The organism is Blastococcus sp. OS1-29 (assembly GCF_057628075.1).
In genome coordinates, this window is sequence record NZ_JBXXJK010000006.1 from 377,051 (window position 1) to 400,436 (window position 23,386).

Genomic DNA, 23,386 nt, shown 5'->3' on the forward strand with positions numbered 1-23,386 from the left:
CGCGGAGCAGCAGGCGCGGTAGAGAGGCACATCTGTCGTGGAGCAGTACTTCCCGATCATCCTGATCGCCCTGTTCGCCGTGGTGCTGTTCGTGCTGCCGGCCCGGCAGCGCAAGCGGCAGCAGGCGCAGGCACAGGCCCTCCAGGAGTCCCTGGCCATCGGCACGCCGGTGATGACCACCGCGGGGCTGCACGGTTCGGTCGCCAGGCTCGGTGAGAAGACGATCGACCTCGAGATCGCTCCCGGGGTCGTCGTCACCTTCGCCCGGCAGGCCGTCCTCGAGGTCCGCAAGCCCCTGGGCACGACGGACGGCGGCACGGATTCGGGCACGCCCGGCGCGACCGGACACCCGGCCGACGGCACCCTCTGACCCGGGGGACCACCATGGCCAACCGCTCGCTGCCCACCGGCCGCTACTTCGGCGCGTTCGTCCTGATCCTGGCCGTGCTCTACGGCCTGGTCTTCTTCTCGGGGTCCAGCCACACGCCTCAGCTGGGGCTCGACCTGCGTGGTGGCACGACCGTGACGCTCACCGCGAAGACCCCGAACGGGAAGGCGCCGGCGAAGGAGGACCTCGAGCTCGCCCGGCAGATCATCGAGCAGCGGGTGAACGGCCTGGGCGTCTCCGAGGCGGAGGTGGTCACCGAGGGTAGTTCGAACATCGTCATCTCCGTCCCCGGCGACAACGGCGACCAGGCCCGCCAGCTCGGCCAGACGGCGCAGCTGCGGTTCCGGCCGGTCCTCCAGGTCGACGCGCCCACGCCCGCGGCCAGCAGCAGCGCCACCCCGACGACGGCGGACGGCGCCACGCCGTCGGCCGCGGCCTCGGACTCCGCGGCGAGCCCGTCGGGGTCGGCCGCGGCGCCCTCCGGCAGCGCGAGCCCCACGACCGAGGCCCCGGATGCCCCGCCCGTCACCCAGGAGCAGGCGGCGGCGACCTACGCCACGCTGACGTGCACGGAGGACGAGGCCGGCACGGTCGACCGTCCCAAGGACTACGTGGCGACCTGCAGCGACGACGGCAAGGCGAAGTACCTGCTGGGCCCGGCGGTCCTGGAGGGCACCCAGGTCAAGAACGCCACCGCCGGCACCCGCACCGGCACCGGCGAGTGGGTCGTGAACCTCGACCTGAACTCGAAGGGATCCAGCGCCTGGGCGACCTTCACCGCCGCCAACGTCGGCAAGCAGGTCGCGGTCACGCTCGACGGCAAGGTCATCACCTCGCCGAGGATCAACGGGGCGATCCCCGGGGGGAAGACCGAGATCTCGGGCTCGTTCACCCAGACGACGGCGACGGAGCTGGCCAACCAGCTCAAGTACGGCGCCCTGCCGCTGAGCTTCACCCAGGCGACCGCGCAGTCGATCTCGACCGAGCTCGGCGCCCAGCAACTCGAGGCCGGCCTGATCGCGGGGGCCATCGGCATCGCGCTGGTCTTCGTCTACGCGCTGCTGTACTACCGCCTGCTGGGCCTGGTGATGATCGCCAGCCTCGGGCTCTCCGCGGTCGTCGTCTATGCCTGCCTGGTGCTCCTGGGCCGTCAGCTCGGCCTCGCCCTGAGCCTCGCCGGCATCGCCGGGTTCATCGTCTCGATCGGTATCACCGCCGACTCGTTCGTCGTCTACTTCGAACGGCTCAAGGACGAGATCCGCGAGGGCCGGACACTCCGCTCCGCCGTGCCCCGCGCGTGGGTGCGCGCTCGCCGGACCATCCTCTCCGCCGACGCGGTGAGCTTCCTGGCCGCGGCGATCCTGTACGTGCTCGCGATCGGGGACGTGAAGGGCTTCGCGTTCACCCTGGGCATGTCGACGGTCCTCGACCTCGTCGTCGTCTTCCTCTTCACCCATCCGCTGATGGCCGTCCTCGCCCGCTTCAAGTCCTTCGGCAGCAGCCGGATCTCCGGCCTCGGCCGCGTGGAGCACACCCGCCGGCCGGCGGCCGTCGGTGGCGGACGCGAACTCGTCGGCGCCGGTGCCGGCACGGACAGGAGCACCTCATGACCCGCCCGCACACGCCGGACGACGCCGGGGCGATCCCCGTCGGCTCCGACGCAGACGAGCAGCAGGACGCCGCGGCGGTCCTCGCCGAGTCCTCCGAGGCGGCGGACGAGGACGCCCTCGCCGACGCCGGTCTCGCGGCCGACGGCGCCGGGGACGGCGTCCGCCGTCCGGCCCGTCGGGTCTCGCTCGCGCACCGGCTCTACAACGGCGAGGCGGGCCTCGACGTGGTGGGCCGCAGCCGGCTGATCTACAAGATCACCGCCGTCATCGTGCTGCTGGCGGTGCTGTCGATGGTGTTCCGGGGCTTCAACTTCGGCATCGAGTTCGAGGGCGGCAGCAGCTTCAAGGCGCCCGGCAACAGCCAGGAGCTCACCCACATCCGCTCGGCCGCCGAGGACGCCGGAGCCGTCGTCTCCAGCGCGCAGGTCGTCGGCGGCGACACGGTTCTCCTGCGCACCGGGGCGCTGGACGCCGCCGCCCAGACCGACGTCCGGGACGCCATCGCCAAGGCGGCAGGGGTCGCTCCGGAGGCGGTGAGCGCCGACGAGGTCAGTGCCGACTGGGGCGGCGACATCACCGACCAGGCGCTGATCGCCCTGGTGGTGTTCCTCATCGCGGTCGTCGCCTTCCTCGCGCTGCGCTTCCAGCCCAAGATGGCGATCGGGGCGATGTTGTCGCTGCTCCACGACATCGTGGTCACCGCCGGGGTGTACTCGCTGATCGGCTTCGAGGTGACCCCCTCGACGGTGATCGGCTTCCTGACCATCCTCGGCTTCTCGCTCTACGACACGGTGGTCGTCTTCGACAAGGTCGACGAGAACGTGAAGGACCTCGACCGTGGCGCCCGCATGACGTGGAGCGAGGCGGCCAACCTCGCGGTCAACCAGACGCTCATGCGCTCGATCAACACCTCGGTCATCGCGCTGCTGCCGGTCGCCGGGCTGCTGTTCGTCGGCGCCGGGCTGCTCGGCGCCGGCACGCTCAAGGACCTGGCGCTGGTGCTGTTCGTCGGCCTTGCCGCGGGCACGTACTCGTCGATCTTCCTGGCCACGCCGATCGTCGCCGACCTCAAGGAGCGGGAGCCCGAGCAGGTGGCGCTGCGCCGCCGGGTCCTCGCCCGCCGATCGGCGGCCGGACGCAAGGCCGCCGTCGCGACCGGGCCGGTCGCCAGCGCCCGGCGGGCGCGGAGCGGGTCCTCGGTCGCGGTGGCCGAACGGGAGCTGCCCGGCCAGGTCTCCGGCGATGTCGTCGTGGAGTCGCCGGAGTCGGTGCGCCGCGAGCCCGGCAGGGGCGGCACCTCGACGCCGCGCCCCGGCGTCCGCCCGCAGCGTCCCGGACGGCCGTCCGGGAAGCGCCGCCGGTGACCGGAGACGCCGAGCTGCCGCTCGACGAACTCATCGCGAGCATCGCGGTCGACGTGCCGGACTTCCCGGAGCCGGGGGTCCTGTTCCGGGACCTGACCCCGGTGTTCGCCGACGGACCCGCCTTCCGGCGGGTGGTGGACGGCCTCGCCTCGCCGTCGCTGTCCGACCCCCGGGCGGCCGCGCTGGCGGAGGAGGACACGCACCCGGCGAACGATCCGGGGTTCGACGTCGTGGTCGGCGTCGAGGCCCGCGGCTTCCTGCTGGCCGCGGCGGTCGCCTACGACGCCGGCGTCGGCGTGGTGCTGGTGCGCAAGGCCGGCAAGCTGCCGCGCGAGCGCATGGCCGCCGACTACACGCTCGAGTACGGGACCGCGACGCTGGAGCTGCACACCGACTCGCTGCGTCCCGGTCAGCGCGTGCTGATCGTCGACGACGTGCTCGCCACCGGCGGCACGCTCGGCGCGACCATCGCGCTCGTCGAGCAGGCCGGGGCGGTCGTCACCGCGGTCTCGGTCGTGATCGAGCTGGTCGCGCTGGGCGGGCGGCAACGGATCTCGCCGCACACCGTGCACTCGCTCTGGACCACCTGACGGGGGGAGCCACCACCCCGGTCGGGCTCCGGGGACCGGCGGCCCGGCTAGCATGGGGAGGGTCCTCCTCTCCTCGGACGCGAAGGAGTCGCCGTGGCCTCGGACGTCGCCGCCGACGCGGCTCCCGCGCGGCCCGGTGAGCCCGCCGTCCCGGCGGCCCCGCCCGTGACCGCGGAGGCGCCCGCCGTCCGTGCGCCGCTGCCGGACCGGCCCGTCGTCCGCCGTCCCGACGACGTGGGGTCCGAGCCCGGCGACCCGGACGGCGCCCCCCGTCGACGCGTCCGCGACCGGCTCGCCAGGCGCATCGTCGCAGGTCAGCGCAGCACCGTCGTTCGTCCGGTGCTGGAGCCGCTCGCCGCCCTGCACCGGCAGAGCCACCCGAAGGCCGACCTCGCTCTGCTGCAGCGGGCCTACGACGTCGCGGAGGCCGCCCACTCGGGGCAGAAGCGCAAGAGCGGCGACCCGTACATCACCCACCCCCTCGCCGTCGCCACCGTCCTCGCGGGCCTCGGCATGGACACCACGACCCTGGTCGCCGCGCTGCTGCACGACACGGTCGAGGACACCGGCGTCACGCTGGAGACCATCACCGCTGAGTTCGGCTCCGAGGTCACCCACCTCGTCGACGGCGTCACCAAGATCGACAAGGTCAAGCTGGGCGACGCCGCCCAGGCCGAGACGATCCGCAAGATGATCGTGGCGATGGCCCGAGACCCCAGGGTGCTGGTCATCAAGCTCGCCGACCGGCTGCACAACATGCGCACGCTGCGCTTCCTCCCGCCGGAGAAGCAGGAGAAGAAGGCGCGCGAGACGCTGGAGATCCTCGCCCCGCTGGCCCATCGGCTGGGCATGAACACGATCAAGTGGGAGCTCGAGGACCTCGCGTTCGCGACCCTCTACCCGAAGCGCTACGACGAGATCGTCCGGCTGGTGGCCGAGCGGGCGCCGTCGCGGGACACCTACCTCGCCGAGGTGACCTCGACGGTCAAGGAGCAGCTGAACACGGCCAAGATCGAGGCCGTCGTCACCGGCCGGCCCAAGCACTACTACTCTATCTACCAGAAGATGATCGTGCGCGGCCGCGACTTCACCGACATCTGGGACCTCGTCGGCATCCGGATCCTGGTCGACTCCGTGCGCGACTGCTACGCGGCGCTCGGCATCATGCACGCCCACTGGCAGCCGGTGCCCGGCCGCTTCAAGGACTTCGTGGCGATGCCGAAGTTCAACATGTACCAGTCGCTGCACACCACGGTGATCGGGCCGCAGGGCAAGCCGGTCGAGCTGCAGATCCGCACGCACGACATGCACCGCACCGCCGAGTACGGCATCGCCGCGCACTGGAAGTACAAGGAGAAGGCGCGGGCCGGCGGCAAGCCCAGCGCCGGGGAGTTCGGCGCCCCCAAGGTCGGCTCGCCCGACGACATGCTCTGGCTGCGCCAGCTGCTGGACTGGCAGCGCGAGGCCCAGGAGCCCGGCGAGTTCCTCGAGACCCTGCGCTACGACCTCGGTCCGCAGGAGGTCTTCGTCTTCACGCCCAAGGGCGACGTCATCAGCCTGCCGGGGGAGTCCACCCCGGTCGACTTCGCCTTCGCGGTGCACACCGAGGTCGGCTACCGCACCATCGGCGCCCGCGTCAACGGCTCACTGGTCTCGCTGGACAGCAAGCTCTCCAACGGCGACGTCGTCGAGATCTTCACGTCGCGCTCGCCGACGGCGGGACCGTCGCAGGACTGGCTGCAGTTCGTCGGCTCGTCGCGGGCCCGCACCAAGATCCGGCAGTGGTTCACCAAGGAGCGCCGCGAGGACGCCGTCGAGGCCGGCAAGGAGGCGCTGACCCGCGCGATGCGCAAGGCCGGCCTGCCGCTGCAGCGGCTGCTGGGTGGCGAGGCGCTCAGCACGCTGGCGAAGGACCTGCGCTACGCCGACGTCACCGCGCTGTACGCGGCGGTGGGGGAGAGCCACGTCTCCGCGGCGTCGGTGGTCGAGAAGCTGATCACCGCGATGGGCGGCGCCGAGGGCGCGGTCGAGGACATCGCCGAGACGGCGATCCCGACCCGGCGCTCGGTACCGCGCCGCGCCGCCGGCGGTGACCCGGGCGTTGTCGTCCACGGCATGAGCGACGTGTGGGCGAAGCTGGCCAAGTGCTGCACGCCGGTGCCCGGCGACGAGATCCTCGGCTTCGTCACCCGCGGAGGCGGCGTGAGCGTGCACCGCACCGACTGCACCAACGCCGGCGATCTCCAGCGCAAGCCCGAGCGGCTGGTCGAGGTCGAGTGGGGCAGTGCCCCGGGCTCGATGTTCCTGGTGGCCATCCAGGTGGAGGCGCTCGATCGGCACCGGCTGCTGTCCGACGTCACGAAGGCGCTGGCCGACGAGCGGGTGAACATCCTCTCGGCGTCGGTGCAGACCAGCCGCGACCGGGTGGCCATCAGCCGGTTCACGTTCGAGCTGGCCGACCCGGCGCACCTCGGCGCCGTCCTGCAGACCGTGCGCAACGTGGAAGGCGTCTTCGACGTCGAGCGCGTCACCGCCTGAAAGAGGACCCCCTCGCCCCCCACCACTCGCGAGCTCGCGGCGGGGCCCTGCGAGGGGGCCTTCGCTGGTGGCGGGGCCTAGCCTTCCACGGTCATCGTGGTGATGGTGACCGGGATGTTCGGGGCGCCGCCGCCGGCCTGGGCCGCGAAGGAGCCGTTGTTCCCGGCCGCGGCGATCTTGTCCAGCACGGCCAGCCCGGCCGCGTCGACGGTGCCGACGGGTGAGTAGTCCGGGCTGAGCTGGGTGTCGGTGAAGCACAGGAAGAACTGGCTGCCGGTGGAGTTCGGCTGACCGGTGTTGGCCATCGCGATGGTGCCGCGCGGGTAGGTCGTCCCGGACGGGACCTCCTGCCCGAACTTGTACGCGGGGCCACCTGCGCCGGAACCGGACGGGTCGCCGCACTGCAGCACGCCGAAGGTGGGCTCGTTGACCTCGCGGTGGCACGGGCTGCCGTCGAAGAACTTCTTCTCGGTCAGGTAGACGAAGCTGGCCGCCGCGCAAGGCGCCTTCGAGCGGTCCAGGGTGAGCGTCAGGTCGCCCTGGTTCGTGCTCATGAGAAGCGTGGCGGTGCCCTGGGTCGGCGTCTTGTCGGGCGTGGGCGGTGTGCCGACGTCCTTGAGGTTGGTGTTGCCGGACGTGTCCGGGCTGTAGGTGCAGGCGATGGTGCCGTCGGGGTTCGTCGTGGCGGCCGCGCTGCTCGTCGCTGCCGACGAGCTGGTGCCGGCCGCGTCGCTGCTCGGCTTGTCGCTGCTGAACACGCCGGTGATGACGAGGGCCGCGACGACCACGACGGCGACGGCCACCACCGTCGCCGCGATGCCCAGGTTGCGCCGACGCTTCCTGGTCAGCTCGGCGCGCCGCTCCAGCTGCTTCTGCAGGTGACGCTGGGCAGCCTGACGACGCTGCTTGCTCGTGGGCACGGTCGAACTCCTCGATCGGGCGGGGTGCTACGGCGGGGCGGGTGGGGGATCACCAGGCGGGGCGGCGAACGCCACAGCCCGCGGTCGAGGACCGAGTCTAGGCGGGCGAGCTGAGCGTTCCTTGGCAGGACCCGGCGGCGTCGGACCCCCCGCGTAACCTGCACGGGTGCTCATCCGCTCCTTTCCCGCCGGCGCCTTCGGCACCAACTGCTACGCCGTGGCCGCAGGGCCCGGGCAGGAGTGCGTCGTCGTCGACCCCGGTATGGACGCCGTCGAGCCGCTGGCCCGCATGCTGGCCGACGACGGCCTCAAGCCGGTGGCCGTCGTCCTCACCCACGGGCACCTCGACCACACGTTCTCCGTCCTGCCGGTCTGCGACGGCTACGACATCCCCGCCTACCTGCACCCCGACGACTTCGGGATGCTCAGCGACCCCGCCCGCTGGCACGGTCCGGCGCTCGCCCCGCTGATCAGCGGTGTCCGGCTGCCCGACCCGTCCGACGTCCGGCGGCTGGACGACGGCGCCGTGCTCTCGATGGCCGGGGTCGACCTGACCGTCCGGCACGCGCCGGGGCACACCCAGGGCTCGGTCATGTTCTCCCTCGACCTCGGAGAGGCGCCCGGGCTGCTGTCCGGTGACGTGCTGTTCGCCGGGTCGGTGGGCCGCGTCGACCTGCCCGGCGGGTCGTGGGAGTCGATGCTGCGGTCGCTGCGCGACGTCGTCCTGCCGCTGGAGGACGACACCGTCGTGCTGCCCGGCCACGGCCCGGCCACGACGATCGCCCGGGAGCGGGCGACCAACCCGTACCTGGCCGAGGCGGCAGCGGGGTCCGGGGACGCGCCCGCGGGGCGGGGACTGTGACGGACCTGCGCGCCCCCAAGGGCACCTTCGACGTCCTCCCGCCGGACTCGGCGCGGTTCCTCGCCGTCCGCGACACCCTCACCGCGCCGCTGCGGCGGGCGGGGTACGGCTACGTCGAGACGCCGATCTTCGAGGACACGGCCGTCTTCTCCCGCGGGGTGGGGGAGTCCACGGACGTCGTCTCGAAGGAGATGTACACGTTCTCCGACCGCGGCGGCCGCTCGCTCACGCTGCGCCCCGAGCTCACCGCCGGGCTGATGCGTGCCTTCATCGAGCACCGGCTGCACGACGGCGCCCTGCCGGTGAAGCTGTGGACCGTCGGCACGGCCCTGCGCTACGAGCGGCCGCAGGCCGGGCGCTACCGGCACTTCACCCAGGTCGACATGGAGGCGCTCGGCGTCGACGATCCGGCGCTGGACGCCGAAGTGGTGGCCTTGGGGGTTCAGGGCTTCCGCGACCTGGGGCTGACCGACTTCGAGCTGCTGCTGACCTCGCTGGGCGACAGCACCTGCCGGCCGCAGTACCGCGAGCTGCTGGTGCAGTACCTGGACAAGCTGGACCTCGACGAGGACACCCGCCGCCGCGCGGAGATCAACCCGCTGCGGGTGCTCGACGACAAGCGCCCCGAGGTGCAGGCCCAGCTCGGCGACGCGCCGCTGATGGTCGATCACCTGTCGGACTCCACCAAGGCGCACTACGACGCCGTCCGCCAGCACCTGACCGATCTCGGCGTGAGCTGGACCGAGGCGCCGAAGCTGGTGCGCGGCCTGGACTACTACACGAAGACGACGTTCGAGTTCGTGCACCACGGGCTGGGAGCGCAGTCGGCGATCGGCGGCGGTGGGCGGTACGACGGCCTGTCCGCGGCGCTCGGCGGCCCGGACCTCTCGGGCATCGGGTACGCGGTCGGCGTCGACCGGACGCTGCTCGCGGTGCAGGCCGAGGGGCTCGACATCGGTGCGTCGGCCGGCGTGCAGGCCTTCGTCGTCCCGCTGGGGGCCGAGGCGAAGCGGCTGGCCGTCCGGCTGGTCGGCCGGCTGCGCGAGGCCGGCGTCTCCGCCGACACGGTGTACGGCGACCGCGGCCTGAAGGGTGCGATGAAGGCCGCGGACCGCTCGGGGGCGTCGCACGTCGTGGTGATCGGTGAGCGTGATCTGGCCGAGGGCGTGGGCCAGCTCAAGGACATGCGCACCGGTGAGCAGGTCGCCGTACCCGTCGGTGAGCTGTTCGAGCGCCTTCGTGAAAGCGTGGGGGAGTGACTTCGATGGAGCAGCGACCGCTCGGGCGGACCGGGGCCGACGTCAGCGTGATCGGGCTGGGCACGTGGCAGCTCGGCGGCGACTGGGGGGACGTCGACGACGACGCCGCCGGCGAGGTGCTCGACGCGGCCCTCGACGCCGGGGTGACCCTGCTGGACACCGCCGACGTCTACGGCGACGGGCGCTCCGAGGAGCGCATCCGCAAGGCGCTGGCCCCCCGGTCGGACCGGCCGTTCGTCGCGACCAAGGCCGGCCGCCGCGCCGACCCGTTCGAGGCCGCCCAGTACACGCCGGAGAACCTCCGCGCCTGGATCGACCGGTCCCGCCGCAACCTCGGCGTCGACACCCTCGACCTCGTGCAGCTGCACTGCCCGCCGACGGCGGTCTACTCCGACCAGCGGGTCTACGACGCGCTCGACTCGTTCGTGGCGGACGGCGCCATCGCGGCCTACGGCGTCTCGGTCGAGACGGTCGCCGAGGGGCTGACCGCGCTGCAGCACCCCGGCGTGGCGACCATCCAGGTCATCCTCAACATCTTCCGGCGCAAGCCGCTGGAGGAGCTGCTGCCCGCGGCGCAGGCCGCGGGCGTCGGCATCCTGGCCCGCGTGCCGCTCGCCAGCGGGCTGCTCACCGGCAAGTACGACGAGTCGACGGAGTTCCCGCCCGACGACCACCGGAACTTCAACCGCAACGGCGAGGCCTTCGACGTCGGCGAGACCTTCTCGGGCGTTCCGTTCGACGTCGGCGTCGCGGCCGCCCGCGAGGTCGCCGAGATCGCCGGCGACGCGGTTCCGACGGCCGCGTTCGCCCTGCGCTGGGTGATCGACCAGCCCGGCGTCACCACGGTGATCCCCGGAGCCCGCAACGTCACCCAGGTGCGCGGCAACGTGGCGGCCGCCTCGATGGCACCCCTCTCCGACTCCCAGCTCGCCGACCTCGAGCGGGTGTACGACGAGCGCATCCGCGCGCACGTGCGCGACCGCTGGTAACCCACCGAAAGGCTCTCCTGTGCTCCGCACCCACGACGCCGGCACGCTGCGGGCGTCCGACGCCGGTTCCACCGTCACCCTCGCCGGCTGGGTGGCCCGCCGCCGCGACCACGGCGGCGTCGTCTTCCTCGACCTGCGCGACGCCTCCGGCTACGTCCAGGTCGTCGTCCGGGAGGAGGAGGCGCACCACCTCCGCAACGAGTACTGCGTGCTCGTGACCGGTGAGGTGCGCCGCCGTCCCGAGGGCAACGAGAACCCGGAGCTGCCCACCGGCGAGATCGAGGTCGTCACCACGTCGCTGGAGGTGCTGTCGGCGTCGGCCCCGCTGCCGTTCCCGATCGAGACCGACCAGGCCGCCTCGGACGACGTCCGCTACGCCCACCGGTACCTCGACCTCCGCAGGCAGGGCCCGGCGCGCGCCATGCGGCTGCGCTCGGAGGTCAGCCGGGTCGCCCGCGACGTGATGCACCGGCACGGCTTCGTCGAGGTCGAGACGCCGAACCTCACCCGGTCCACGCCCGAGGGCGCGCGTGACTTCGTCGTCCCGGTCCGGCTGCAGCCCGGCAAGTGGTACGCGCTGCCCCAGTCGCCGCAGCTGTTCAAGCAGCTGCTGATGATCGGCGGGCTGGAGCGGTACTACCAGATCGCGCGCTGCTTCCGGGACGAGGACTTCCGGGCCGACCGGCAGCCGGAGTTCACCCAGCTGGACTTCGAGATGAGCTTCGTCGACCGCGACGACGTGCTCGCGATCGCCGAGGACGTCGTCCGCGCGCTGTGGGGCGAGCTGGCGGGGTACGAGGTGCCCGAGATCCCGCGGATGACCTACCGCGAGGCGATGGACCGGTTCGGTTCCGACAAGCCCGACCTGCGGTTCGGCATCGAGCTGACCGAGCTCACCGACTACTTCGCCGGCACGCCGTTCCGCGTGTTCCAGGCGCCCTACGTCGGGGCGGTCGTCATGCCGGGCGGTGGCTCGCAGCCGCGGCGGGCGTTCGACGCCTGGCAGGACTGGGCGAAGTCCCGCGGCGCCAGGGGTCTGGCCTACGTCACCATCGCCGAGGACGGCGAGCTGGGCGGGCCGGTCGCCAAGAACATCTCCGACGCGGAGCGCGAGGGCCTGGTCGCGGCCGTCGGCGCGAAGCCCGGCGACTGCGTGTTCTTCGCGGCGGGCGCCCGGCGGACGTCGCAGGAGCTGCTCGGCGCGGCCCGCAACGAGATCGCCAAGCGGCTGGAGCTCATCGAGCCGGGCTCGTGGTCGTTCCTCTTCGTCGTCGACTTCCCGATGTTCGAGGAGACCGAGAGCGGCGACTGGACGTTCATGCACCACCCCTTCACCTCGCCGACCCCCGAGTGGCGGGAGACGTTCGCCGACGACAAGGGCGCGGCGCTGTCCGACGCCTACGACATGGTGATCAACGGCAACGAGGTCATGAGCGGGTCGGTCCGTATCCACGACGCCGCCCTCCAGGAGCGTGTGTTCGAGACCCTCGGCATGTCCCGGGAGGAGGCGCGTGAGCGCTTCGGCTTCTTCCTCGAGGCGTTCGCCTACGGCCCCCCGCCGCACGCCGGCGCCGCGCTCGGCTGGGACCGGCTCTCGGCCCTGCTGACCGGGGTGGAGTCGATCCGTGAGGTCATCGCGTTCCCCAAGACCGGGGCCGGTTACGACCCGCTGACCGGCGCGCCCACCCCGATCACCGAGGCCCAGCGCGCCGAGGCCGGCATCGACGCCAAGCCGGAGGAGCCGCCGCTGCCGGGTGAGCCCGGAGCCCCTGGCCCCACCAACCCGGCGACCTGACCGGACCGCATCAGCGGGGCAGGTCGAGGACCGCCCGGGTTCCGCCCAACGGGCTGTCGGTGAGCGCGGCGGTGCCGCCGTGCAGCGCGGCCTGCTGGGCGACCAGCGCCAGGCCGAGCCCGGACCCGGGGCCGTGCGCGGCCCGGCCGCGACGGAAGCGGTCGAAGACGACCGCCCGCTCGTCCGGCGGGACACCTGCGCCGTCGTCGTCCACGGTGATCAGCACCCGGTCGCCGGCGGGGCGGACGGCGGCCTCGATACGGCGCGCTCCGGCGTGGCGGACGGCGTTCGCGAGCAGGTTGTCCACCGCGAGCCGCAACCCGGCGGCCGATCCGGCGACGGTGACCTCGGCGTCCGGCAGCACCGCCTCGACGGTCGTCCCGGGCGGCGCGGACCGGGCGGCCGTCGCGACGGCCTGGGCGACGAGGTCGGTGAGCTCGACGGGACGGCGGTCGGGATCGGCGAGGTCCCCCGCGGCCAGCCGGGCCAGTGCGGCCAGGGTGTCCTCGACGCGCTGCTGGCGGGCGACGAGCTGGCCGAGGATCTCGGCCCGCTCGGCCGTCGGGAGGTCCGGGTGGGCGGTGAGCACCTCGAGGTCGGTCCGCATGGCGGTGAGCGGCGTCCGGAGCTCGTGCTCGGCGGCCGCGGCGAAGTCGCGGGCGGAGACGAGTGCGCGCTCGCTCTCGCCGCGGGCCAGCTCGACCCGGTGCAGCAGGCCGGCGAGGGCGTCGGCGACCTCGGCGGTCTCCGCCGTGCGCGCGACCGAGCCGGTGGTGAGGGCGACGCGGTCGGCCGTGCCGGGGCGTCCACCGAGCCGGGCGGTGCGGTTCCGTAGCTCCCGCAGCGGACTCGTGGCCGGGCCGGCCAGCAGCCACCCCAGACCGGCCGCGCCCACTGCCGCCAGCACCGTGACCAGCACCGTGGCCCTCCGTACGCGTGCCACGGTCCGGTCGGTGGCGCGGGCGGGCAGGCCGACCGTCACCGTCGCGTCGCCGGCGAGCGCCGCGGTGCGCACCCGGTAGTCCGTTCCGCGCACGGTGACCGGGCCGTCGGTCGCCGGCAGCAGCGGCGGGCGCGGGACGAGCCCCGCCGTCCTCGTGCCGGCGTCGGACCGCACGGTGACGACCAGGCCGCCGACCGTCGCCGGCAGCAGCCCGCGCCGGCCCGCGCCGAGCAGCTCGGCCGGGTCCGCCCCGGACGTGAGCCGGATCTGCGCGACCGCGACGACGGCGTCCAGCCGCCGGTCGAGAGCGTCGACCTCCCGGTGGGTGAGCAGCGCGCCGACCACCACGCCGGCGACGACCGCGACGACCACCGCGCCGAGCGCGGCGGCCAGCGCCACCCGGCTGCGCAGCGACCACGGACGGGTGACGTCAGCCACCGCGACGCGCCTCGAGCGAGAACCCGATGCCCCGGACCGTGTGCACCAGGCGCGGCGTCCCACCGGCCTCCAGCTTGCGACGCAGCTGGCTCACGAAGACGTCCACCACGTTCGTGTCGACGGCGAAGTCGTAGCCCCACACGAGCTCCAGCAGGCGCTCACGGCTGAGCACGATGCCCGCGTTCCGGGCCAGGGTCTCCAGCAGGTCGAACTCCCGGCGGGTCAGCTCCACCGGTGCGCCGTCCACGGAGACGCGGCGGCGAGCCGGGTCGATGGTGAGCGGGCCGACGTCGAGCGTGCTGGGCCCGGCCGTCGGCACCCGCCGCAGCAGCGCGCGCAGCCGCGCGACCAGCTCGGCCAGCGCGAACGGCTTGACCAGGTAGTCGTCCGCGCCGGCCGCGAGACCGGTCACGCGGTCCTCGACGCTGGTCCGCGCACTCAGCATGAGCACCGGGACGGTCACGCCGTCGCGGCGCAGGGCCTCCACCACGGCGACGCCGTCGCGGCCCGGAAGTCCCACGTCGAGCACGACGCAGTCGGGCACACGACCGGCGACCGCCCGCAGCGCCGCCTCGCCGTCGGCCGCCGTCCGCACGCCGAACCCGGACAGCCGCAGGCCCCGGTCGAGCGAGACGCGAATGTCCTCGTCGTCGTCGACGACGAGGACATCCGGCGAGGTCGGGGCGGCCACGGGCCGATGATTACTTGCCGGCCCGGCAGCTCTGGAGCCGGGTGCGGTTGTCCGCACGCATCTCCTTCAGCTGAGCCTGCGCGTCGGCGTGGTCGGCGAGGTACTGCTTCGCCGCCGCGGCGCGCTGCCCGGCCGGGGTCTTCCCCAGCTGCTCCACCAGGGCCTTGACCGCCGGGTACTTGTCGAGCTCCGCGGCCCTCGCCCCGGCGACCTCGGCCCAGGTGCCCCGCCGGTCCTGCCGGAACGTCTTCAGCTGCGCGGCGACGTCTGCGTGCGCGGCCAGGTACTCCTTGCGCGCGGCGGCGCGCTGGTCCTGCGGCAGCTGCTTGAGGTGGGTGAACTCGGCCGCCACGTCGGGGTGCGCGGCGAGGTACTCCTGCACCTCCTGGTGGACGGCGATCCGCGGGCAGCTCGACGCGGCGGGGGAACTCGGTGCCGCAGAGGCGGTGGAGACGACGACGAGCGGGACGGTGACCGCCACGGCGGCGATGCCGACGCCGGCGAGCAGGGAACGGACGTGCACGGGGACCTCCACGGTTCCAGACGATGACGCAGACGGATGACGCGGACGACGATGCGGGGACGCTGTGAGGACGTTCTCAGCCGACTCTGAGGAGTTTCTGAGGCCGCGCCCCCGCCGGCCGGCCCGAAGCCTCTGGACGCCTTCCGGTGCCGGGCGGACCATCCGCTCGTGGAGCTGCGTGTCGTCCTCGCACCCGATCCGGACACGGTCCCGGACGATGCCGAGCGCCTCGGCCGGCAGCTGCGCGACGAGCTGCGTGACCTCGACGTGGACGACGTCGAGCCGGTCGAGGGCGCTGCGCCGCCGGACGGTGCGAAGTCGGGCGTCCTGACCTCGCTGACCGAGTGGCTGGTCACCCTCGGCGGTGGCGGGGTCCTGGCCCCGGTGATCGGCACCATCACGGCGTTCCTCACCCGCGGCGCGGGTGACCACAAGGTCACGGTGACCATCGACGGCGACACCATCGAGCTCGGCCGGGCGACCGATGCCGAGCGCGCCCAGCTGGTCGACGCGTTCGTCCGACGGCACCAGCCGGTGTGAGCCATGGCCTCGCGCCGGGCCCTCGTGGTCGCGACCTACGAGTACACCGACGACGGCCTGCGCCGCCTGGCGGCACCGCAGCACGACGCGGAGTCCTTCGCGGCGGTGCTCAAGGACGAGGCGATCGCCGGCTTCGACGTCACGATGCTGGTCAACCAGCCGCACTACGTGGTCGGTGAGGCGATCGCCGACTTCTACGGCGGCGCCGGCCGCGAGGACCTGACGCTGCTGTACTTCACCGGCCATGGCGTCAAGGACGACGAGGGCCGGCTCTACCTGGCGATGACCAACACCCGCCGGGACGCGCTGATGTTCACCGCGATCTCGGGCGCCCAGCTCAACGACGCGATGGACGCCTCCCGCTCGCGGCGCAAGGTGCTGATCCTCGACTGCTGCTACAGCGGTGCGTTTCCCGCCGGGCGCACGGCGAAGGCCGACGAGGGCGTGCAGACCATCGAGCGGTTCCAGGGCAAGGGCCGCGCCGTCCTGACCGCGTCCGACGCCACGCAGTACGCGTTCGAGGGCGACGACCTGCGCGGTTCCGGCACGTCGTCGGTCTTCACCCGGTACCTGGTCGACGCGATCAGCAGCGGCGCCGCCGACCTGGACGAGGACGGTGACATCGCCCTGGACGAGCTCTACAGCTACGTGTACGACCGCGTCGTCGCCGAGGTGCCGCAGCAGCGTCCGAAGAAGCAGGAGGACGTCGACGGCCGCATCCTGATCGCCCGCAACGTGCACTGGAAGCTGCCCGATCATCTCCAGCACGCCATCGAGAGCCCGATCGCGGCGCAGCGGCTGAGCGCGGTGCAGGAGCTCGGCTACCTGTACCGCGCGGGCAACGACGTCGTCCGGACGGCGGTGGCCGGCTGCCTGGCGACGCTGGCGTCCGACGACAGCCGCTCGGTCTCCTCGGCTGCGACGGCCCTGCAGGAGAGCATCGCCACCGGCGCGCCTCCGCCCGCGCCCGTGGTCATGGCACCCACCCCGCCGGATACGCCGGATCCGCCGGTGCTGCCGTCCGTGCCGGTCGTCCCGCCTCCCGAACCGGCCCCAGCGGCAGCGCCCGCGGCGCCGCGCGGCACGGTGGGTTCGTCGGTCGCCGTGGTCGGATCTCCGCCGGTCGTGCCGGTGCCCGCCGAGGTGTCGGAGCCGCCGGAGGCAGCCGAGGCGGCGGACACGCCGGTGGCGCGCGATCCCGTGCGGCTCGCGCTCGGCCTGATCGTGCTGAGTGCGCTGCCGCTGACCCTGGCGCGGCTGCTCAACGTCGAGACCTCCAATCCGTACACGTTCGACGGGTACTTCGAGACCACGGTGCCGTGGACGCTCGGGGTCGTCCTCCCCCTGAGCCTGGCCGCACTGCTGCTGCTGCTGCGGGGCCGGCTGCCGTGGGCCCTGCCGCCAGCGGTCGGCCTGGTCGTGGGTGCCGGCCTCGTGCTGACCGAGAATTCCCTGTTCTGGGCGGCCCTCTTCGTGCAGGAGCGATCCAGCTACGACCCCGGGCCGGCGCTGTGGAGCCTGTTCGCCGGGTGGGCCCTCGTCGTGGCCGCCGCGGTCGTGATGCTGACCCGGACGCCGTTCGGTACGCGCGGGACCATCGCCACCGACTGGCAGATCGCCTGCGCGCTCGTCGTGCTGGTCTCCGCCGTGGTGGCGATGGCCAGCGTCTCCGAGGCCGACACGCCCTGGGTGTGGATCGAGAACAACGCCGCCCCTGTCGTGCTCGGCGTGGCTGCGCTCGGGCTGTCCCTGTTCCGGCTGCGCGCCGACCAGGCGGTGGCGGGGCTCGTGGCCGTCGCGGTGGTGAGCTTCTGGGTCCTGTACTTCCTGGTCCAGGACTACGTGCAGGAGTTCAGCGGCATCGATCCCCCCACGCGGAGGACCGAGATCGTCTGCGTGGTCCTCTCCCTGCTCGCCTGCTGTGTGGCGCAGGCGCGCTCGGTGCTGAGGCCGACGGCGACCGCCGCGCCGTCCCGGTAGCGTCGCGGGCATGCCGCTGCGTGCCCGCACCCTGCTCGGACCCGGACCGTCCAACCCCTACCCCGAGGCCACCGTGGCGCTGGGGGAGCCGCTGCTGGGTCATCTCGACCCGGTGTTCCTGGCCGTCCTCGACGAGGCGTCCGACCGGTTGCGGCAGGTCTTCGGGACGGCGAACCGGCGCACCCTGCCACTGTCGGCCACCGGGTCGGCGGGCATGGAGGCGGCGTTCGTCAACACGGTCGGACCGGGTGACGTCGTCGTCGTGGCCGTCAACGGCCTGTTCGGCCAACGGATGGTCGACGTCGCCTCCCGCTGCGGCGCGGAGGTCATCGCCGTCGACCACGAGTGGGGCCGGCCGGTCGACGCGGAGCGCGTGCTCGCTGCGCACCCGGCGCCGAAGCTCATCGCCGCCGTCCACGCCGAGACCTCGACCGGCGTGCTGTCCGACCTCGAGCCGCTCGCCGCCGGCAAGGGCGACGCCCTGCTGCTGGCCGACTGCGTGACGTCGCTCGGCGGCGTGCCGGTGCGCCTGGACGACTGGGGGGTCGACCTCGCCTACTCGGGGTCGCAGAAGTGCCTGGGTGTGGCTCCCGGCCTCGCCCCGTTCACGATCAACGACCGCGCGTGGGACCGGCGCATCGAGAGGCCGCAGAGCTGGTACCTCGACCTCGGCATGCTCGGCGGCTACGCGGGGGAGGCGGCGGGCTCCGGCGGCCGCACCTACCACCACACGGCCCCGACGGGCATGGTCGTCTCGCTGCACGCCGCGCTCGGCCGGATCCTCGAGGAGGGGCTGGACGCCGTGCACGCCCGGCACACCGAGGCCGGCCGGATGCTGCACGAGGGCCTGCAGGCGATGGGGCTGGAGCTGTTCGCCGCCCAGGGGCACCGGCTGCCGGAGCTGACCACGGTGAAGGTGCCGGAGGACGTGGACTCCGCGGCCGTGCGCAAGGAACTGCTGGAGCGCTACGACATCGAGATCGGTGGCGGTGTGGGGGCCTACGCGGCCACCGTCTGGCGGATCGGTCTGATGGGCGCCAACGCGACGCCCGACAAGGCCCTGCTCGTGCTGGCGGCGTTGAAGGAGGTCCTCGGCCGCTGAGCACCACCGGCCGTCAGCCGACCGGTGGGTGCAGAGCCAGCCACAGCTCGGCCCGCACACCCGGCGAGGCGAGATCCCGGCCGAGCAGCTCCTCCGCCCGGCGGATCCGCTTGCGCAGGGTGTGCCGGTGCACGCCCAGGCGGGCCGCTGCCGGCTCCCACTGACCGTGCGAGCCCAGCCACACTCGCAGCGAGTCGACGAGATCGGTGCCGGTGGAGGTGTCCGCGGCGACCAGCGGAGCGAGGAGGGCCTCGGCGAACAGGGCCGTGGCCGCGGGGTCCAGCAGGGTCTGCAGTCCGCGCCCGGCGAGGTCGGCGAAGGACGTCACGGCGGACCCACCGGCGTGGCCGTGCTCGGCGGCCTGCCGGGCCTGCCGGGCGCCGTCGGCCAGGCGGGCCCACGGCACCGGCGGCGCCGTCCCCAGGGTCGCCCCCGCCACCCGCTCGGGCAGCACGGCGAGCCGGTCGGCGAGCCGGCCGCCGTCCGCCACGAGGACGACGAGCGCATCGTCGAGCTCGGCCGAGAACATCGGCTCACCCGCGTGGGCGGCGGCGTCGGCGGCCACCTCGACCGCAGCCGAGCGCTGCTCCGGACTGCCCAGCACCACCAGCGTCCGCAGCGGTCCAGCCGGCAGCCGCTCGCCGAGTTCGGCGACCACCGCCGCGACCGCTCCGTCCTCCCCGGCCAGCAGCAGGCGCAGAAGTGCCGAGCGCAGCGCCGACGTCGCGCCGTCCAGGGCGCGGGACTGCTCGAGGCGCAGGGTCAGCAGGAGGGCGGCGACGTTGACGGCGTGGCGGTCGGCGGACGGGATGGGACCGGGCCGGCCGATCACCAGGAAGCCGCGGGTCCGGGTGTCGGTGCCCAGCGACTGCAGCAGGACCGTCTCCTCCGGCCGGGCCAGGCAGGCACCCGCCGGGGGACGGGTGGCCCGCAGCCGGTCGATCTCCGGTGACAGCTCGCCGGCCCGCCCCAGCGCGGAGCGGGGTGCGGCCACCAGCGGTGTCCCGGCCGCGTCCAGCAGCAACGCCCACGCCCCGAGGTGCCGCGCGAGCCGGTCGACCACCCCGGCGGGGGTACCCGGGGTCACGGCCGCACGGGTCAGCTCCTGCTGGATCGTCGACGTCCGGGCCACTGCCGCGTACTCGTCGGAGGCCAGCGCCGCCGACACCGCGCGCGACAGCGCGATGAACGGCGTCTCCCGGGGCACCTCCAGAACGGCGACGCCGCAGGCGTCGGCCGCGCGGACGAGCGCGGACGGCACCGTCGCGAGGCCCAGCCCGGTGCCCACGCCCAGACCCACCACGCCGGCGTCGGCCAGCCGGCAGACGTAGTCCTCGGCGCGGACCCCCTCCTGCTGCAGCGCCAGACCGGTGGTGAGCAGGAGCTCCCCGCCTTCGAGGAAGGGCGTGGGGTCGGGCAGCTCGCTGACGTGCACCCAGGACAGCGGTCGGTCCACCGCCGCGGCCCTGGTGTGCAGCGTCAGGTCCAGCGACGGGGTGCCGAGGAGGGCGGCGACGGTCACCGGCACGGTCAGACCTCCCGCGTGGAGATGTCCGAGGGGATCAGAGCTTGCCCCACGCCTCGGTGAGCACCGACCGCAGGATCTGCTCGATCTCGTCGAAGTGCGACTGGTCGCAGATCAGGGGGGGAGCCAGCTGCACCACCGGGTCGCCGCGGTCGTCGGCTCGGCAGTACAGGCCGTTGTCGAACAGCGCCTTGGACAGGAAGCCGCGGAGCAGCCGCTCGGACTCGTCGTCGTCGAAGGTCGCCTTGGTCTCCTTGTCCTTCACCAGCTCGATGCCGTAGAAGTACCCCTCCCCGCGGACGTCGCCGACGATCGGCAGGTCACGCAGGCCGTCGAGCGTCGTGCGGAACGCGGCCTCGTTCCGGCGCACGTTGCCGCTGAGGTCCTCCCGCTCGAACAGGTCGAGGTTGGCCATCGCCACGGCGGCCGAGACCGGGTGCCCGCCGAAGGTGTAGCCGTGCGCGAAGGACTCGCTGCCGGCGCGGAAGGGCTCGAAGATGCGGTCGCTGGCGATGCAGGCGCCGATGGGTGAGTAGCCCGAGGTGAGACCCTTGGCGCAGGTGATCATGTCGGGGACGTAGCCGAAGCGGTCGCAGGCGAAGGTCTCGCCCAGCCGGCCGAAGGCGCAGATGACCTCGTCGGAGACCAGCAGCACGTCGTGACGGTCGCAGATCTCGCGCACCCGGGCGAAGTAGCCGGGCGGGGGCGGGAAGCAGCCGCCGGAGTTCTGCACGGGCTCCAGGAAGACCGCAGCCACGGAGTCGGCGCCCTCGGTCTCGATGGCGATCTCGATCTGGTCGGCGGCCCAGCGTCCGAACGCCTCGAGATCGTCGCCGTGCTCGGGGGCGCGGTAGAAGTTCGTGTTGGGCACCTTGTGCGCGCCGGGCACCAGGGGCTCGAACGGCATCTTGGCCGCCGGGATGCCGGTGAGGGAGAGCGCGCCGTGCGGGGTGCCGTGGTAGGCGACGGCCCGGCTGATGACCTTGTGCTTCATCGGCTTGCCCATGAGCTTCCAGTACTGCTTGGCGAGCTTCCAGGCGGTCTCCACCGCCTCGCCGCCCCCGGTCGTGAAGAAGACGCGGTTGAGATCGCCGGGGGCCGCCGCGGCGAGTCGCTCCGACAGCTGGATGGCGGTCGGGTGCGCGTAGCTCCACAGCGGGAAGAACGCCAGTTCGGTGGCCTGCCTGGCGGCGGCCTCGGCCAGCTCGACGCGGCCGTGGCCGGCCTGCACCACGAACAGCCCCGAGAGCCCGTCGAGATAGCGCCGCCCCTGGGAGTCCCAGATGTAGGCGCCCTCGCCACGGACGATGACCGGCACCTGACCGCCGTCCTCGTAGGTGGAGTGACGCGTGAAGTGCATCCACAGGTGGTCCCGCGCGGCGGCCGACAGCTGATCGGCGTCGGCGGTGGTGACGAACTGTGAGGTGGCGGTCATCGGGTTCCCCAGGTGTAGGTCTGCTTGGCGAGCTTGAGGTAGACGAAGGTCTCGGTGGTGCGGACACCCGGGATCGCGCGCAGGCCGTTGGTGATCACGTCGAGCAGGTGGGCCTCGTCCTCGCAGACGATCTCGGCGAGGATGTCGAACGAGCCGGCCGTGATGATCACGTAGTCGACCTCGGGCAGGTGGCCGATCTTGTCGGCGATCTCGGTCAGGTCACCGTCGGCCCGGATGCCGATCATGGCCTGCAGGGCGAACCCCAGCTGGACGGGGTCGGTGACGGCGACGATCTGCATCACCCCGGCTTCGATCAGCTTCTGCACCCGTTGCCGGACGGCCGCCTCCGACAGGCCGACGGCCTTGCCGATGCTGGCGTACGGACGACGACCGTTCTCCTGGAGCTGCTCGATGATGGCCTTGGAGATGTCGTCGAGTGGATACGCGTCGCGGCCGGGGCGCAGGGTCACGCGTCCATGGTGGCGGTCGGGGTGACCGAAGACAAGTGAATCCGTCGTCAGGTCGCGATTTGCCTGTCGAAACCGACACCAAATGAGGGTCGACTCCACGGATCGGCGACGCGCGCCGCATCAGGCCCCACCGGTCAGGGCCGTCAGGACGCGGCCCGTCCGCCGCGCGGGCCGGCCGGTGCGGGCGGCGATGGCGTCGGTGGCTCCTGCCAGGCGTAGCCCCGCGTTGACCCCCACCCAGCGCAGTGGTTCGGGTTCCCAGCGCCGTGAGCGGTGACCCACCCACGGCAGCCGGACGAGGTCGGTGTCCCTCTCCAGCACCAGGTCGGCGAGGGTCCGGCCGGCCAGGTTCGAGGCGGCCACGCCGTCCCCGACGTAGCCGCCGGCCCACGCCAGGCCCGTCGGGCGGTCGAGGCCGACGGAGGTGAACCAGTCGCGCGGGACGCCGAGCGGACCGCCCCAGTGGTGGGTGATCCGCGCGTCGGCGGCCGTCGGGAACAGGTCGACCAGCGTGCGGGAGAGGGCGCCGAAGACACCCGCGTCCCGGTCGAACCGGTCGGAGACCACGGAGCCGAAGTGGTACGGGGCCCCGCGTCCCCCCAGCGCGATCCGGTCGTCGTCCGTGCGCTGGGCGTAGATGATCAGGTTGCGGCCGTCGGTGACCGTCTCCCGGCCGGCCCAGCCGACCTCGTCCCAGAAGGCGCTCGGCAGCGGTTCGGTCGCGATCATCAGGGAGTAGACGGGCGCCAGCGTGCGCCGGTGGCCCGGCAGCCGGGCGGTGTACCCCTCCGTGGCGCGGACGACGACGTCGGCGCGCACGCGCCCCCGCGAGGTGTGCACGACGTGTGGCTCGATCCGCCGGACGCGGGTCCGCTCGTGCACGTCGACGCCGGCCTGCTCGACCGCGCCGGCGAGCCCGTGCACCAGCCGGGCGGGGTGCAGCCGGGCGCAGTGCGGGGTGAACGCGCCGCCGAGGCAGGGCGAGCTGCGCACCCGGGCGGCGGCCTCGTCCGCATCCAGCCACCGCACGTCGTCGGGGGAGGCGCCACCGGCCTGCTCGTCGGCGACCATCGCCCGCAAGGCGGCCACGTGCTCGGGCCGGGTGGCCAGGGTGAGGGTGCCGCCCTTGGTGAAGGCGGCGTCGATGCCCTCCTGCTCCGTGACGCGGCCGACCTCGTCCACCGTCTGCTCCAGCGCGCGGTGCATCGCCCTCGCCGCCTCGGGTCCGGCGATCCGGGCGAGCCGGTGCCGGCCGACCGGGAACAGTGCTGAGCACCAGCCGCCGTTGCGGCCGCTGGCGCCGAAGCCGACGGTCTCGGCCTCGAGCACCGTCACGCGCAGGCCGGGGTCGGCGCGGGAGAGGTAGTACGCCGTCCAGAGGCCGGTGAAGCCGCCGCCGACGATGGCGACGTCCACCTCCCGAT

The 23,386-nt window shown here is 73.3% G+C and carries 20 protein-coding genes; 12 read left to right on the forward strand and 8 right to left on the reverse strand.

All coding sequences use genetic code 11. The annotated features are described in order from the left end of the window. Nucleotides 1-37 precede the first annotated feature (37 nt). From yajC to AC2H4J_RS17695, 5 genes are all read left to right on the forward strand, one after another. A complete protein-coding gene (gene yajC / locus AC2H4J_RS17675) occupies nt 38-370 on the forward strand; it encodes a preprotein translocase subunit YajC (RefSeq protein ID WP_487466194.1) in 333 nt (110 codons plus the stop codon). 14 nt (nt 371-384) lie between these two features. Beyond that, entirely contained in the window at nt 385-1,998 is a 1,614-nt protein-coding gene (gene secD / locus AC2H4J_RS17680) for a protein translocase subunit SecD (protein ID WP_487466195.1), read from the forward strand. Then, nucleotides 1,995-3,362, forward strand: a complete 1,368-nt coding sequence (gene secF, locus AC2H4J_RS17685; RefSeq protein ID WP_487466196.1) for a protein translocase subunit SecF — start codon at nt 1,995-1,997, stop codon at nt 3,360-3,362. The genes secD and secF overlap by 4 nt, the downstream gene beginning before the upstream one ends. Next, nucleotides 3,359-3,952 carry an adenine phosphoribosyltransferase gene (locus AC2H4J_RS17690; RefSeq protein WP_487466197.1) on the forward strand — a complete coding sequence of 198 codons (594 nt, stop codon included), beginning with the start codon at nt 3,359-3,361 and terminating at the stop codon, nt 3,950-3,952. Before secF ends, AC2H4J_RS17690 begins: the two co-directional genes overlap by 4 nt. A 93-nt stretch (nt 3,953-4,045) precedes the next feature. Next, entirely contained in the window at nt 4,046-6,490 is a 2,445-nt protein-coding gene (locus tag AC2H4J_RS17695; RefSeq protein ID WP_487466198.1) for a RelA/SpoT family protein, read from the forward strand. A 77-nt stretch (nt 6,491-6,567) separates the two neighbouring features. On the opposite strand, the gene AC2H4J_RS17700 is transcribed toward AC2H4J_RS17695, so the two are convergent. Further along, entirely contained in the window at nt 6,568-7,410 is an 843-nt protein-coding gene (locus AC2H4J_RS17700) for a peptidylprolyl isomerase (RefSeq protein ID WP_487466199.1), read from the reverse strand. A gap of 166 nt (nt 7,411-7,576) precedes the next feature. Between AC2H4J_RS17700 and AC2H4J_RS17705 the strand changes: the two genes are divergently transcribed. Genes AC2H4J_RS17705 through aspS form a run of 4 tightly spaced genes read left to right on the forward strand, consistent with a single transcriptional unit; the run spans nt 7,577 to nt 12,315 of the window. Then, complete coding sequence (locus tag AC2H4J_RS17705) at nt 7,577-8,272, forward strand: MBL fold metallo-hydrolase (protein WP_487466200.1); 696 nt, start codon at nt 7,577-7,579, stop codon at nt 8,270-8,272. After that, nucleotides 8,269-9,531: a histidine--tRNA ligase gene (gene hisS / locus AC2H4J_RS17710; protein ID WP_487466201.1), complete on the forward strand. Its 1,263-nt coding sequence runs from the start codon at nt 8,269-8,271 to the stop codon at nt 9,529-9,531. Before AC2H4J_RS17705 ends, hisS begins: the two co-directional genes overlap by 4 nt. A 5-nt stretch (nt 9,532-9,536) precedes the next feature. After that, nucleotides 9,537-10,520 carry an aldo/keto reductase gene (locus AC2H4J_RS17715; protein WP_487466202.1) on the forward strand — a complete coding sequence of 328 codons (984 nt, stop codon included), beginning with the start codon at nt 9,537-9,539 and terminating at the stop codon, nt 10,518-10,520. A gap of 19 nt (nt 10,521-10,539) precedes the next feature. Then, nucleotides 10,540-12,315 (forward strand): aspartate--tRNA ligase, encoded by a 1,776-nt coding sequence (gene aspS, locus AC2H4J_RS17720; RefSeq protein ID WP_487466203.1) that lies wholly within the window; start codon nt 10,540-10,542, stop codon nt 12,313-12,315. Between the two features lie 10 nt (nt 12,316-12,325). Here the strand turns inward: aspS and AC2H4J_RS17725 are convergent, their stop codons facing one another. Genes AC2H4J_RS17725 through AC2H4J_RS17735 form a run of 3 tightly spaced genes read right to left on the reverse strand, consistent with a single transcriptional unit; the run spans nt 12,326 to nt 14,910 of the window. Further along, complete coding sequence (locus tag AC2H4J_RS17725) at nt 12,326-13,696, reverse strand: ATP-binding protein (RefSeq protein ID WP_487466204.1); 1,371 nt, start codon at nt 13,694-13,696, stop codon at nt 12,326-12,328. Next, nucleotides 13,689-14,387 carry a response regulator transcription factor gene (locus AC2H4J_RS17730; protein ID WP_487466205.1) on the reverse strand — a complete coding sequence of 233 codons (699 nt, stop codon included), beginning with the start codon at nt 14,385-14,387 and terminating at the stop codon, nt 13,689-13,691. The genes AC2H4J_RS17725 and AC2H4J_RS17730 overlap by 8 nt, the downstream gene beginning before the upstream one ends. 10 nt (nt 14,388-14,397) lie before the next feature. Continuing rightward, entirely contained in the window at nt 14,398-14,910 is a 513-nt protein-coding gene (locus tag AC2H4J_RS17735; protein ID WP_487466206.1) for a hemophore-related protein, read from the reverse strand. A 168-nt stretch (nt 14,911-15,078) separates the two neighbouring features. Between AC2H4J_RS17735 and AC2H4J_RS17740 the strand changes: the two genes are divergently transcribed. Genes AC2H4J_RS17740 through AC2H4J_RS17750 form a run of 3 tightly spaced genes read left to right on the forward strand, consistent with a single transcriptional unit; the run spans nt 15,079 to nt 18,532 of the window. Further along, nucleotides 15,079-15,450: an effector-associated constant component EACC1 gene (locus AC2H4J_RS17740; protein ID WP_487466207.1), complete on the forward strand. Its 372-nt coding sequence runs from the start codon at nt 15,079-15,081 to the stop codon at nt 15,448-15,450. Between the two features lie 3 nt (nt 15,451-15,453). Then, nucleotides 15,454-17,430, forward strand: coding sequence for a caspase family protein (locus tag AC2H4J_RS17745; protein WP_487466208.1), 1,977 nt, complete (start codon nt 15,454-15,456; stop codon nt 17,428-17,430). A 10-nt stretch (nt 17,431-17,440) separates the two neighbouring features. Beyond that, nucleotides 17,441-18,532, forward strand: coding sequence for a pyridoxal-phosphate-dependent aminotransferase family protein (locus AC2H4J_RS17750; RefSeq protein ID WP_487466209.1), 1,092 nt, complete (start codon nt 17,441-17,443; stop codon nt 18,530-18,532). Nucleotides 18,533-18,545: 13 nt separating this feature from the next. Here the strand turns inward: AC2H4J_RS17750 and AC2H4J_RS17755 are convergent, their stop codons facing one another. The 4 genes from AC2H4J_RS17755 to AC2H4J_RS17770 all read right to left on the reverse strand — a co-directional run bounded on the left by AC2H4J_RS17755 (nt 18,546) and on the right by AC2H4J_RS17770 (nt 23,378). After that, a complete protein-coding gene (locus tag AC2H4J_RS17755; RefSeq protein ID WP_487466210.1) occupies nt 18,546-20,060 on the reverse strand; it encodes a PucR family transcriptional regulator in 1,515 nt (504 codons plus the stop codon). A 34-nt stretch (nt 20,061-20,094) separates the two neighbouring features. After that, on the reverse strand, nt 20,095-21,492 hold the full coding sequence (locus tag AC2H4J_RS17760; protein ID WP_487466211.1) for an aspartate aminotransferase family protein: 1,398 nt from the start codon (nt 21,490-21,492) through the stop codon (nt 20,095-20,097). Beyond that, nucleotides 21,489-21,962 carry an Lrp/AsnC family transcriptional regulator gene (locus AC2H4J_RS17765; RefSeq protein ID WP_487466212.1) on the reverse strand — a complete coding sequence of 158 codons (474 nt, stop codon included), beginning with the start codon at nt 21,960-21,962 and terminating at the stop codon, nt 21,489-21,491. Before AC2H4J_RS17765 ends, AC2H4J_RS17760 begins: the two co-directional genes overlap by 4 nt. 120 nt (nt 21,963-22,082) lie before the next feature. Beyond that, on the reverse strand, nt 22,083-23,378 hold the full coding sequence (locus tag AC2H4J_RS17770; RefSeq protein WP_487466213.1) for an NAD(P)/FAD-dependent oxidoreductase: 1,296 nt from the start codon (nt 23,376-23,378) through the stop codon (nt 22,083-22,085). Nucleotides 23,379-23,386 lie beyond the last annotated feature (8 nt).

Bases quoted from the DNA above. Each gene is read 5' to 3' on its own strand.
- secD (WP_487466195.1), top strand. From the start codon at position 385: ATGGCCAACCGCTCGCTGCCCACCGGCCGCTACTTCGGCGCGTTCGTC.
- secF (WP_487466196.1), top strand. From the start codon at position 1,995: ATGACCCGCCCGCACACGCCGGACGACGCCGGGGCGATCCCCGTCGGC.
- AC2H4J_RS17715 (WP_487466202.1), top strand. From the start codon at position 9,537: ATGGAGCAGCGACCGCTCGGGCGGACCGGGGCCGACGTCAGCGTGATC.
- AC2H4J_RS17750 (WP_487466209.1), top strand. From the start codon at position 17,441: ATGCCGCTGCGTGCCCGCACCCTGCTCGGACCCGGACCGTCCAACCCC.
- AC2H4J_RS17745 (WP_487466208.1), top strand. From the start codon at position 15,454: ATGGCCTCGCGCCGGGCCCTCGTGGTCGCGACCTACGAGTACACCGAC.
- AC2H4J_RS17760 (WP_487466211.1), bottom strand. From the start codon at position 21,492: ATGACCGCCACCTCACAGTTCGTCACCACCGCCGACGCCGATCAGCTG.